At 51.0% G+C, this 12,196-nt stretch carries 11 protein-coding genes; 7 read left to right on the top strand and 4 right to left on the bottom strand.

Features of this window, described 5'->3' with window-relative positions; genetic code table 11:
* Positions 1–96 precede the first annotated feature (96 nt).
* Positions 97–1,191, bottom strand: coding sequence for a D-alanine--D-alanine ligase (locus ACETK5_RS24035; RefSeq protein ID WP_394058272.1), 1,095 nt, complete (start codon positions 1,189–1,191; stop codon positions 97–99).
* A gap of 45 nt (positions 1,192–1,236) precedes the next feature.
* Positions 1,237–2,259, bottom strand: coding sequence for an amidase domain-containing protein (locus ACETK5_RS24030; RefSeq protein WP_394058270.1), 1,023 nt, complete (start codon positions 2,257–2,259; stop codon positions 1,237–1,239).
* 314 nt (positions 2,260–2,573) lie between these two features.
* Here ACETK5_RS24030 and acnA point away from each other — a divergent pair, with 314 nt between their 5' ends.
* Together acnA and ACETK5_RS24020 are read left to right on the top strand one after the other, a co-directional pair.
* Entirely contained in the window at positions 2,574–5,291 is a 2,718-nt protein-coding gene (gene acnA / locus ACETK5_RS24025; RefSeq protein WP_100540189.1) for an aconitate hydratase AcnA, read from the top strand.
* A 183-nt stretch (positions 5,292–5,474) separates the two neighbouring features.
* A complete protein-coding gene (locus ACETK5_RS24020) occupies positions 5,475–5,630 on the top strand; it encodes a hypothetical protein (RefSeq protein ID WP_165789747.1) in 156 nt (51 codons plus the stop codon).
* Positions 5,631–5,803: 173 nt separating this feature from the next.
* On the opposite strand, the gene ACETK5_RS24015 is transcribed toward ACETK5_RS24020, so the two are convergent.
* On the bottom strand, positions 5,804–6,544 hold the full coding sequence (locus tag ACETK5_RS24015; RefSeq protein ID WP_071220874.1) for an IclR family transcriptional regulator: 741 nt from the start codon (positions 6,542–6,544) through the stop codon (positions 5,804–5,806).
* Between the two features lie 220 nt (positions 6,545–6,764).
* Here ACETK5_RS24015 and ACETK5_RS24010 point away from each other — a divergent pair, with 220 nt between their 5' ends.
* From ACETK5_RS24010 to ACETK5_RS23990, 5 genes are all read left to right on the top strand, one after another.
* The gene (locus ACETK5_RS24010) at positions 6,765–7,757 is read left to right on the top strand and encodes an alpha/beta fold hydrolase (RefSeq protein ID WP_100540188.1); all 993 of its coding nucleotides are present in this window, start codon (positions 6,765–6,767) and stop codon (positions 7,755–7,757) included.
* Positions 7,758–7,918: 161 nt separating this feature from the next.
* Positions 7,919–9,094, top strand: coding sequence for a Fe-Mn family superoxide dismutase (locus ACETK5_RS24005; protein WP_100540187.1), 1,176 nt, complete (start codon positions 7,919–7,921; stop codon positions 9,092–9,094).
* Positions 9,095–9,542: 448 nt separating this feature from the next.
* Positions 9,543–9,821: a hypothetical protein gene (locus tag ACETK5_RS24000; protein ID WP_076325901.1), complete on the top strand. Its 279-nt coding sequence runs from the start codon at positions 9,543–9,545 to the stop codon at positions 9,819–9,821.
* Positions 9,822–9,889: 68 nt separating this feature from the next.
* Positions 9,890–11,164, top strand: coding sequence for a lipase family protein (locus tag ACETK5_RS23995; RefSeq protein ID WP_326119891.1), 1,275 nt, complete (start codon positions 9,890–9,892; stop codon positions 11,162–11,164).
* A gap of 33 nt (positions 11,165–11,197) precedes the next feature.
* On the top strand, positions 11,198–11,470 hold the full coding sequence (locus tag ACETK5_RS23990) for a hypothetical protein (RefSeq protein WP_100540185.1): 273 nt from the start codon (positions 11,198–11,200) through the stop codon (positions 11,468–11,470).
* Positions 11,471–11,577: 107 nt separating this feature from the next.
* On the opposite strand, the gene folE is transcribed toward ACETK5_RS23990, so the two are convergent.
* Positions 11,578–12,171, bottom strand: a complete 594-nt coding sequence (gene folE / locus ACETK5_RS23985; RefSeq protein ID WP_100540184.1) for a GTP cyclohydrolase I FolE — start codon at positions 12,169–12,171, stop codon at positions 11,578–11,580.
* Positions 12,172–12,196 lie beyond the last annotated feature (25 nt).

Below are 12,196 nucleotides of genomic sequence, written 5' to 3'. Positions count from 1 at the left end.
CACGTATCTTCCTTTCATCCCAAAATATTAGACTCAAGGGGAGCCGTATTGAATAGCGCGGACTCCCCCTGGTGTTTCATATCCTATTGTGACGGCTTACGCCTGATTCTCATAAATTAGGGATTGCTTACGGTTGTACCGCTCAAGGCCCAGCTCGATCATCCGGTCAAGCAGCTCGCGGTAGGATACGCCCGTTTCCCGCCACAAGAGCGGGTACATGCTGAACGGCGTAAAGCCCGGCATCGTGTTCACTTCATTGATCAGAATCGCGCCGTCCGAGCGGCGGACAAAGAAGTCGGCCCGCGTGATGCCGCCGCCTTCAATCGCTTTGAACGCGGTAATGGCGAGGTCGCGCAGACGATCAGCCGTATCCGGTTCGATTTCGGCCGGAATTTGCATTTGTGACTGTCCATCCGTATATTTAGCCGCATAGTCGTAGTATTCACTGGAAGAGACAATTTCACCCGGAACGGATGCCATCGGCTCATCATTGCCAAGCACGCTGACCTCCACTTCGCGCGCATCCACGAACTCTTCAACGATGATCTTGTCATCGAACCGAAGCGCGGATTCAATCGCCGCCTTAAGCTGCTCCCGATCCTTAGCCTTGGATATCCCAACGCTTGAACCCAGGTTAGCCGGCTTGACGAAGCTCGGGAATCCGAGTTTGTCCTCGATATCCTTCAGCACTTCATGCTGGCTCCGCTCCCACTGGGTACGATTGAAATAACAGTACTCGCATTGCGGTAATCCCGCCTGGGCGAAGAGCTTCTTCATCACGACTTTATCCATCCCCGCTGCCGACGCAAGCACACCGGTTCCCACATAAGGAATGTCCGCCATTTCGAACAGTCCCTGAATCGTTCCGTCCTCCCCGAACGTCCCGTGAAGCAGCGGGAACATAATATCCACCGTCTGCGTCTCTTGGGCATACAATCTGCTGAACACGGCGTTCAGCGCTGTTTGCGTGCCATCCCCTTCAGCCAGCTTCAATTCTTCCAACTGGGCAAAAGGAGCCGACAGCTTGCTGCCGATTCTCCATGTACCCTGCTTGGAAATATAAAACGGAACAATCTCATATTTATCAAAATCAAAAGCGTTCATGACCGCGAATGCCGTGGATAATGACACCTCATGCTCGCCGGATTTCCCCCCGTATACTAAACCTACCGTTAATTTATCCTGTCCCATGTTAACCTCTCTCTTGTCCGTATTGCAGCATGACATGCTGTCATCTTAAAAATAATCGGGGATATGATAAAACCGATATTCGGTGTTATCGTTCCAAGCGTAGGAATCCCGGTAGTCCCAATAGCGATGACGGCTGGACACCGTATGCGCATTAACCAGCGGCATGCCGCCCGCGTCAAACGCCGTGACGATGGTGCTGTGCTGAAACGCGCCGTCACCGTCCCAGTCGTACACGATGACATCCCCCAGCATCAGCTGCTCGGGACGCTCCACCTGCTCGGCCCGCAGCCCCGAGGTACTGGCGTTCAAATAATGCGCAAAGCTGTTCGATACCGCCCAGCTGTAGCTCCACCATTCCCGTTTGTTTACGTATCCCTTGTACCACCATCCCGTTTCTCTTTTACCAGTATAGTGGATTGGAGCTTTGCCTGCAAAGAGGCACTGGGAGATATAATTCGTGCAATCCACGTCAAATTCCTCAAACTCCGGATTCCCGGAATCCCACCAACGGTCGGCATAAGCAGCTGCGGCTTCACGCTCGTAACGGCCGGACCGCGGGCTGCTGCCGGCGGCGTATACGCGGCCGTTCATAAAGGGAATGGACGGCTCTCTTCCGGCCCCATCCGAGCCTGCTGCCGGAACATCGGTTCTTTGCAGGGGATGGCGTTCATCCTGCAGACGTTCGATGCCAACGATCAACCACGCATCCCCGTCCCGGATCAGCGTCAGTCGCTCCCTAAAAACCGTATCTTCCCGGTGCGTCATCCCTCTTTTTTCATAATAAAATACGCTGTGGAGCCGCACGTCCGCGATCACATCATCCTCCGTTTCCCTCAGAATACGCAGGAGGCGGGCACGAGTCTCGCTCTTTAGCGGCGTAACCTCCCGCTGCGCATACCACGACTGCAGCCGAAACTGCCTTTCTCCTCTCTCTACCAGGAAATTCAGATCCGCTACAATCTGCTCTTTCAGGCCTGAAGAATAGTCCACGCGATTTTGGTTATATTGATTGACGTAAATATATAGAGCTTGCTTCCAAGGCTTCTCTGCTTGCTTCAGACTGTTCATCTACTCTCCTCCTCTAACCTTGCCTTTCACGCTGTTCCCTATCACAACTATATGAAGAAAATGTTCAGGCTATGAACTTCGGTCAAGAGAATACAGAAACACCGGGATTACAGCGACTGCATTCGGATAAAAAACGGGCTTGTTTTCACCTTTTTGAAATACTTTTCTTCTATAAAAAATGCTTTACGCAGCGAGTTGAAAACGGTATACTTAAGGTAGTTAATTTATGAAATTAGGTTTCATCTAGTGAAACCACAGGATTTAACTCAAACTGTTTTTATTCGATTTATGAAATGACTTAAGGAGGTTCATCAATGCCAGCAAAGGATCAATTCTCCATCTCCCGCAACCTAGAGGTGGGCGGTAAAAGTTACCGTTATTTCAGCCTGCAGGCGCTCGAAGAGCAAGGATACGGCAGTGTATCCAAGCTTCCTTTCTCCATTCGGGTACTGCTGGAAGCAGCTGTGCGTCAGTTCGACGGACGCGCAATTACCGAAGATCATGTAAAACTCTTGTCCAAGTGGAATGAAGGACGCGACAACAACAAGGAAATTCCGTTCATTCCTGCCCGTATCGTATTGCAGGACTTCACCGGCGTTCCGGTTGTCGTAGACCTTGCAGCTATGCGTGACACCGTTAAAAAATCCGGCGGCGATCCTAAACAGATCAACCCTCTCGTTCCGGTTGACCTCGTTATTGACCACTCCGTCATGGTTGACGCTTTTGGTACCGACCAAGCTCTGGAAACAAATATGAAGCTTGAATTTGAGCGAAACGAAGAACGTTACCGCTTCCTCCGCTGGGCTCAAACGGCATTCAACAACTTCCGCGCAGTTCCTCCGGGAACGGGTATCGTTCACCAGGTTAACCTGGAATACCTTGCTTCCGTAGCAGCTACGAAGACGGTTGACGGCGAAACGCTTGTTTTCCCTGATTCCCTCGTAGGTACGGACTCCCATACAACCATGATCAACGGTCTTGGCGTTGTGGGCTGGGGCGTAGGCGGTATCGAGGCGGAAGCCGGCATGCTTGGCCAACCGCTGTATTTTGTAACGCCTGAAGTTATCGGCTTCAAGCTGACAGGCAGCCTGGCAGAAGGCGCTACTGCGACTGACCTTGCCCTCACGGTAACCGAGCTTCTCCGCAAGAAAGGCGTTGTAGGCAAATTCGTAGAATTCTACGGACCTGGCCTGGCTAACATCAGCCTGGCTGACCGCGCCACGGTGGCCAACATGGCTCCGGAATACGGCGCTACCATCGGCTTCTTCCCGGTTGATAGTGAAACGCTGGCTTATCTCCGCAACACGGGCCGCACCGATGAGCAGGTTGAACTCGTGGAGAGCTACTATAAAGCGCAAAACATGTTCCGTACGGCAGATACGCCGGACCCTGAGTTCTCCGATGTGATCGAATTGGATCTCGCTTCGGTTGTACCGAGCTTGGCTGGTCCGAAGCGTCCGCAGGACCGTATCGAGCTTACCAACATGAAACAAAACTTTAACGATATCATCCGCACGCCAATCGACAAAGGTGGATACGGCCTCAGCGATGAGAAAATTGCAGAAACCGTTAAAGTTAATCATAAAGACGGCTCTACCAGTGAGATGGGAACGGGTGCTGTTGTTATCGCAGCCATCACCAGCTGTACGAACACGTCAAACCCAAGCGTTATGCTCGGCGCAGGTCTCCTGGCAAAGAAAGCCGTTGAACGCGGCCTGACAAAGCCCGGCTATGTGAAGAGCAGCTTGACTCCAGGTTCCCTTGTCGTAACCGACTACCTCGAGAAGTCCGGTCTCTTGCACTACCTTGAAGCTCTCGGCTTCTATGTTGCAGGCTATGGCTGTGCAACTTGTATCGGTAACTCCGGTCCATTGCCGGATGAAGTGAGCGAAGCGATTGCCGACAACGACATGACGGTCGCTGCCGTATTGTCGGGTAACCGTAACTTCGAAGGCCGCGTGCATGCTCAAGTCAAAGCCAACTACCTGGCTTCGCCGCCGCTGGTTGTAGCTTACGCCCTGGCAGGCACAGTCAACATCGACCTGCAGAACGAGCCGATCGGCTACGATCCGAACAATGAGCCTGTATATTTGAAAGACATCTGGCCAACGAGCGCGGAAATCCGCGAAGCAATCGGTCAAGCCGTTAGCCCTGATGCTTTCCGTGAGAAGTACGAGAATGTGTTTACCGCCAATGAGCGTTGGAACAAGATTCCTGTTCCTGAAGGCGAGCTGTACGAGTGGGACGATCAATCCACTTACATCCAGAACCCGCCATTCTTTGAAAGCCTCGCCAACGGCCTGAACGACATCCAGGACATCAAGGAAGCGCGCGTGCTTGCTCTCTTGGGCGATTCCGTTACAACGGACCACATCTCCCCAGCGGGTAACATTGCAACGAACAGCCCAGCCGGCAAATATCTGAGCGACCGCAACGTGGAACGCAAAGACTTCAACTCCTACGGCTCCCGCCGTGGTAACCACGAAGTCATGATGCGCGGTACCTTCGCTAACATCCGGATCCGTAACCAGGTAGCTCCAGGTACGGAAGGCGGCGTAACCACTTACCTGCCAACGGAAGAAGTGATGTCCATCTATGATGCTTCAATGAATTATCAAGCAGGCGGACAGAACCTCGTCGTTATCGCAGGTAAAGAATACGGCACAGGAAGCTCCCGTGACTGGGCGGCAAAAGGTACGTATCTCCTCGGCGTCAAAGCTGTACTGGCTGAAAGCTTCGAGCGTATTCACCGCTCCAACCTTGTGGGCATGGGCGTTCTTCCGCTCCAATTCCAGGAAGGTCATGGCTGGAAGAGCCTTGGTCTGAACGGCCGCGAGACATTCGATATTCTAGGCCTCAGCAACGACGTGAAGCCAGGCCAGGAATTGACGGTTGTCGCTACGCGCGAAGACGGAACCCAATTCGAGTTCCAAGCCATCGCCCGTCTCGACAGCATGGTGGACGTGGACTACTACCATAATGGAGGTATCCTCCAAACGGTACTGCGTCAAATGATCGCATCGAACCAATAAGGTCTTCCTTACAGGCGCTTTAGCCTTAGGAACAAATCCCCATCATCCACTAGTGATGATGGGGATTTTTGTTATGATCTGGTACTTCCCTCCTGAATATTGGATATTCCGTTTCGAATGGTGCCACGGAGGTTAATTGGTAAAAAACATTAACGGAAATCTATATCTAGGAGGAAGGTACCTATGATCAAAATACATACGATGGCTTCGTTCCATTATCAATACCAGCGGCCGCAGCCGGTGGCTGCGCCCAAAAGAGAGGAATCGAAGGATAAACCCCTCACCTTTCATGAGATCCTCAATCAGAAAATAGAGGAAAAGAATATGAAGCTGACCTAAATGATGCTTACCTATTATATAGATGAGCCGCTACGACAAAAGGACCGTTTCCCCAATCGCCAAGATTGTAGGGAACGGTCCTTTTTGATTCTAAAAAGCTGTATCACATGGAGTCGCCCGGTCATTCAATAACTTATAGTGATGCTGTCCGCACTCCGGCAATAGAATGAATATTATATCATCATTCCCATTTCCCGTGCCGCCTCCATCAGGATGGGCGCATGTTCGCGGAGCGTTTCCGCTGACAGGCGGGTGACTGGCCCTGACATCGACAGTGCTGCCGCCACTTGACCATTCCGGTCGAAGATCGGTACCGATACCGCAGCAGCCCCAGGCTCGCGCTCTTCGATGCTGATCGCGTATCCCTTCTCCAATATTTCGGCCAGCTGCTGCCGGTAAACGATGCGGTCGACAGATTCCGGCCAATCCGGCGCATTCAGCAGCTCCTCCTGATCGGCCGGTGGCGCAAAGGCCACCAGAACCTTGCTGGAGGCGCCCACGGACAGCGGCAGTCGTACTCCGACCTGGGCGACCCGCCGAATGCCCTGATTGCTCTGAACCGCTTGAATCCGAAGACGATCCGAACCGTCTCTTAAATACAAACTCACCGTTTCCCCAAGGCGATCCCGTAAGGCTTCCATCGCGGGCAGAAGGCGAATCGCCGGGTCGTCGCTTTGGGACAGATGCATGGACAGCTCCCATATTTTCAAGCCGAGCCGATATTTCTCCGTCTCTTTGTTACGCACAACGAATCCTTTGTCTTCCAGCGTTGTTAGCAGTCGATGGACGGTGCTTTTATGTAATCCGATAAGGGTAGAAATCTCTGTGAGGGCAAGTTCACTGTCTTTCGTAAAACACATCAATATATCAAGTGCCCGCTCTACAGCACGCACCGTTAATTTACGGTCTTCCATCCCGACCAGCTCCTTCCTGTTTCATTCTATGAAACCTGGTTACAAGAATTATATGAGAATTCTTCTCAAAAGTAAACCATGGAGACAGGGACTTTACAGTTGTCTTACAATCTATGGATTTGCATTGACTTTATAGGCTTCCGGGCATACGATTATTATAATTTCAACTCTTTCATGTTAACGAAACATATCCAGACTATATGGTAAGGAGGGGCCACTTATGAGCACAACGACTGGTAGTAACGCCCCACTCTCCCAATTAAATGACACGCCGGCCGAGCTGTCGACCGGCTTGGTTCGTTTAAAGCATATTATATTAGCGTTGTTATTATCTGTCGTTTTTTTTCTCGTTTTCTGTTTTATTGCGCTTCATGCCTATATTGCTTGGGTTTTGTCGAATCCGACGGTTGCTCCGCTCTATTCCAATCCCAAGCTTGCTAAAGATATGAATTACGAGAATGTCACGTTCCACTCCATTGACGGCAAACGAAATATAAATGGATGGTATATACCGGCCGAAAATTCTTCGAAAACCATCGTGCTCAGCCATGGTTACGGCGCCAACCGGGAGGAAACCTGGGTACCGATGTACGATATCGCCCACTACGCGCACAACATGAATTTTAATGTGCTCATGTTTGATTACGGCTTTGCCTCCCAGACCAGCAAGGAAGTGGCGACCGGTGGCAAAGAGGAGAAACGCCAGCTTCTTGGAGCCATTGAACATGTGAAGCAGCGCGGCGCGAAGCAAATTGTCGTCTGGGGCTTCTCCATGGGGGCTGGCACCGCACTGCAGGCAGGGCTTGAGACCAAGGATGTGGATGCCATGATTCTGGACAGCGCCTTTTTATTGGAGCCGGACACGCTTTATCACAATATTCACAACCAGATTAATCTCCCGCGCCATCCTTCCCTGGAGATTCTGGAGCTGCTCTTCCCGGTGCTTAACGGCACAAGTCTGGATCAGATCCCTTACAATGAGGTGAAGAAGCACGATTATCCGTTCCCGACCTTGTTCATCCACGGAACGAAAGACGATAAGGCACCTTACCCGATCGCCGAGAAGATTGCTTCCAATCAAACCCATACGGATTCGGATTCCTGGATTGTAGAGGAGGCGCATCATGAGCTCATCTTCCGTGAGCACCCTAAAGAATATCTGCGCAGAGTATCCACCTTTCTAGGCAAACTGGAAACTCCGGATGAATCCTAATATTTTTAACAAATGCACTCACTATTAAAATAGCCATTCATCATACGATCCATCTCCCCCGCTGCTTTGATGCAGCGGGGTTATTTTTATTTCCCCCTCATAATACAGGCCGCCATATGAATATAGTGTGTTTAGTGAACCTGATACTGGAGGGAACGGACATGTTATTTATTTACGGAGCGAAGCTCCCGGTACGATTACTCGAAGAGATTCGCTATTGGAAACATCAGGAAAGGAAGCATACTGAACTCATCAAAGCCATTGCGCCGGATCTGGAGCCGGTCTATGTCAAAATGCTGGATCAGTGGGCGGTGGTGTTCGCTGATACGGAAAAAGCAGCAGACGAACTTTTGCGCCACATTCTCCGTTATGACGGACCTCCTTCGCCTCAAGTACTGACCCAAGTCGAGCAGCTGCTGCGCGCTTCCTGCGAGCAGTCCAGAGAGTTCATCCGCCAGCTCCACGGATTGAAGGAGAATAGCGAGGCCATTCGGAAAGTGCCGCTCGCCGGCACGGTCGTGCATCATGTGATTCGAGAGTCCGAATACTTCCTGAATACGCTCGAGACCCTCAACTCCGCCGGAGCACTGGAAAGATTCATGGATGTAGAGATGCCGATGCAATCGATGACGCTTCACGAGGCCGCCTCCCCTCCCCCATCTCCCCCTGAGGCTGAATTGTCCATTCAAGGTATGGGAGACAGCGGCAAGGCCGTACCGATTGGCGGGCACCGCCTTCCTCCACTGCCTTACGCTTATAATGCACTGGAGCCTCATATTGACGAGAAAACCATGCGGATTCATCACGACGTCCATCACCAAAGCTATGTCGATGGTCTGAACAAGGCGGAGAAGAAATTGGAGGAGGCCCGAAAAAGCGGCGATTTCGAGCTGGTGAAGCATTGGGAACGCGAGCTGGCTTTTCATGGTGCCGGCCACTATCTGCACACGATCTTCTGGAACATTATGAACCCGAGGGGCGGTGGCGAGCCTGGCGGTGAGCTGGCCCAACAGATCAAGAAGGATTTCGGAAGCTTCGATCGCTTTAAAAAGCACTTTAGCGAGGCGGCAGACAAAGTGGAAGGGGGCGGCTGGGCGATCCTTGTCTGGAGTCCACGCAGCCATCGACTTGAAATTTTGCAGGCTGAGAAACATCAGAATCTCTCCCAGTGGGATGTCGTCCCTCTCCTGGCTCTGGACGTATGGGAACATGCCTACTACCTTAAACATCAAAGTAAACGCAAGGACTACATCAAGGATTGGTGGAACGTGGTCTACTGGCCGGAGGTTGCAGAGCGCTTCAAGCATGCCAGTAAGCTGAAATGGAAGCCTTTTTAATTCAAAGCCTTGCTGGGCTGCTTCATATTGGTTAATATTGGGTATGATGTCTATAGCCCTCCTTACTTCCCTTATGGAGTTTAAGGAGGGTTTATCAATGAACCGGGCACTTGGTCATGAGCCCCGAATTGGACAAGATTATTCAAGCTAAGGAGTAACCCGAGCCTATTGTTAGGTCTTTTTTACCACATATCTGGTTATTTATTCGGTTGAACGCTCCCATATGCTGGATTATGATATGACAGTAAGCTTGATAAGCAGTCTCTGCATTGCCTAAGGCGAAACGAAGAGAAATGATGGCTCCATGTAAGACTGCAAGATTCAGCGCGCCTGTAAGAGCAGAACATCACCACTGAAGGGATGGGTCAGTGTGAAGAGTAAGTTCCAATCACGTGTTTTTATTTTTACTTTTGTGCTTATCATTTTAATAGTTGGAGGATGCCAGCCAGTGAACAATAACCAAGCCACTACAGACGACAGCTCGGACGAGGTCATAACGAAGGCTAAAACCACAGCCGTTCAGCATTTTAAAGAGAAATACAACTTGGATGTAGAAATTACCAAGGAAGAGATGATGCCTTCTATCGTAGCGGACAAAGTCAACCTCGAAGGGTTTGTCGTAGATCATCCTGAACAAACCTTTAAAATATCCGTTGATTTCAACACAGGCGAGACATCCAACTTCGTGATGAACCCGGAGCTCAGAAAAGCGATTAAGGGTGAGTGATGGGTTGTGCTGCCTTTTGGCTGTAGCTACAGGTTCTGATCCTGCTGAATGTTAAGGAGGGAGTATATTTGAGTTCACCGCAAGTGGATGACGAGACATACCGATTGATGTCAGAAGCGGCTTATCTCGATCTGAAAAAAGAAGATACCGTTGAGGACTTGCCTGGATGGGAGGTCCTTGAGGACTATAAGAGCAACAGCATATCAGGTTTTGATGCGGTAACTTTCTACAACAAGGAAACGAATCAGGCCGTTATCGCTTACCGGGGCACCGAGGCAGGCGAAGACTTATCCCATGCCCTCCCCGATTATTTAGCCGATGCGGATATTGGCATTGAAGAGATCAAAAGAAAGATTCCGGAATTTCGGCCACCTTGGGCGGACCATGTAGACAAAGTCAAAGAAGCCACGGGGATTAACGATGTCACGGATTGGTTCGGTGAACAATCGAGGAAAATCGATAAAAAAACGGATATATTAGGAACCAACCAATTGTATCAAGCCGAGGATTATGCGCTGGAAATGAAGGAGAAATACAAGGGCGTTGATTTCACCCTCACGGGGCACTCCCTGGGGGGAGCCAATGCACAATATGCTGCCGCCTATACGGGCATGTCGGCTGTCACCTTCAGTGCTCCTTCGGTCATCGGGAGCCTCTCCCCTGAAGCCAGAAGAAAGGCAGAGAACGGGGAATTTGACTCTCAAATCACTAATTTCGTCCATCCTGGCGACATTATTGGCAGCGGTGCGCTCGGCGGCTTCGATGGCCACGTCGGTTCAACCTATTACATAGACTCCAGTTATAAAGACGCCAATGACGGGCTTAGTATAAAGGAAAAAATTGATAATACACTGGGCGGCCCCAATTATCATCAGCTTGACCGCTATCGATTCGAGGATGGTTACATCTCAAATCCTCTGTACGACGGCGCTACCGACAAAGCCGTTGATTCGCCCAGAATACCTGCCCATGGCAGTCTCTTGTTCGGCCTGGGTGGGCCGATGAGCCATTTAGGCTTAGGTTTAGGCGGCTCGCTGGGAGCCCTGGGCGGCTCCGTCGGAGGCTCATCCGGAACCATTCAGGTGACCCCTGCCGAGCTGCGAAGCGTAGCCGAGAAATGGAGAGCACACGCCCATCAAAGTGATGCCGAAATCCAAGGAATCCGGCAGCGTCTCTCCAAATACATGTTCTCCAGCCACAGCAGACGTCTGCAGCCGATTGTCCAGCAGCTGGATACATCCATCATGTCGATGAGTCAATGGCATCTGCAGCATACCACCGACATCGTTCAATACATTAAATTCAAGGCGGATTTATTTGAACGGACAGACAACAGCGGGTAAAGATCAATACAAAAGCTACCGGGAGGGATGGAGATGAGTCGAGAGATTCTGCTGGAGCTGGATGATTTGCTTCAAGCCGAACGCGAGCTGACAGGATTGCTGGCAGCCATTCGGGCCGACGAACAGGAAGCACGGGTCATGTACGCACGTCTGCAGGATTGGAAGGGACAGTCTGCCAATGTGCTGCGCGATCAGATTGAAACCTTCTTTATGGAGATGTCCCGCCGTATCCGGGATATTGAGGAGCAAAAACACGCACTCATCCAGTATGTGCAATATATGAAACAAGTGGATGGCGCTTCTTGAGGAGCCCTTCCCCCTATCGATTATCATATGAGCTCACAATCATTATTGAGCACATAAAAAGGCTTCGCCTCCGTGGGCGAAGCCTTTTTTGATCCTCTGGATCATGCTTAGTCTTTAATCAAAGACAGAAATTCCGAACGCTGCGCCGAATCACTTTGGAAGGTACCTCGTACAGCTGACGTGACCGTCTTGCTGCCCGGCTTCTTCACACCGCGCGCGCACATGCACAGATGCTCGCCTTCCACAACGACCATCACGCCGTTTGGCTGCAGCGCCTCCACCATAATATCCGCGATTTGCGAGGTGATGCGTTCCTGCACCTGAAGACGGCGGGTAACCGCCTCGACCAGACGTGCCAGCTTGCTCAAGCCGGCGATTTTGCCGCTAGGAACATAACCGATATGGACCTTCCCAAAAAACGGCGCCATATGGTGCTCGCACTGGCTGTAATATACGATATCCTTCACGATAACCAATTCCTCATGATTCTCATCAAAGGTAACCCCGAGAACATCCTTGGGATCCACTTCGTATCCCGCAAAGATCTCCTCATACATCCGTGTCACACGGGCCGGTGTCTCAAGGAGCCCCTCACGCTGGGGATCTTCACCGATCAGTTTCAATATTTGCTCTACATGATACTCGATCTGCTCTCGGTTAGCGCCGACTTTATTGTTCACATAATCCTTTACACCCGCCACAGTACATCCCCCTTTTCGTTCCATA

Source organism: Paenibacillus ilasis, assembly GCF_043195395.1.
In the GTDB taxonomy this organism is placed as follows: domain Bacteria; phylum Bacillota; class Bacilli; order Paenibacillales; family Paenibacillaceae; genus Paenibacillus_AQ; species Paenibacillus_AQ lautus.
This window is presented reverse-complemented; position numbering and strand designations above follow the sequence as displayed.

What these genes read in the sequence shown, in the direction of transcription:
- ACETK5_RS24015 (WP_071220874.1), bottom strand. Translation starts at nt 6,544, where the DNA reads ATGGAAGACCGTAAATTAACGGTGCGTGCTGTAGAGCGGGCACTTGAT.
- ACETK5_RS24005 (WP_100540187.1), top strand. Translation starts at nt 7,919, where the DNA reads ATGTTATTTATTTACGGAGCGAAGCTCCCGGTACGATTACTCGAAGAG.
- ACETK5_RS24020 (WP_165789747.1), top strand. Translation starts at nt 5,475, where the DNA reads ATGATCAAAATACATACGATGGCTTCGTTCCATTATCAATACCAGCGG.
- ACETK5_RS24035 (WP_394058272.1), bottom strand. Translation starts at nt 1,191, where the DNA reads ATGGGACAGGATAAATTAACGGTAGGTTTAGTATACGGGGGGAAATCC.
- acnA (WP_100540189.1), top strand. Translation starts at nt 2,574, where the DNA reads ATGCCAGCAAAGGATCAATTCTCCATCTCCCGCAACCTAGAGGTGGGC.
- ACETK5_RS24010 (WP_100540188.1), top strand. Translation starts at nt 6,765, where the DNA reads ATGAGCACAACGACTGGTAGTAACGCCCCACTCTCCCAATTAAATGAC.
- ACETK5_RS24030 (WP_394058270.1), bottom strand. Translation starts at nt 2,259, where the DNA reads ATGAACAGTCTGAAGCAAGCAGAGAAGCCTTGGAAGCAAGCTCTATAT.
- ACETK5_RS23990 (WP_100540185.1), top strand. Translation starts at nt 11,198, where the DNA reads ATGAGTCGAGAGATTCTGCTGGAGCTGGATGATTTGCTTCAAGCCGAA.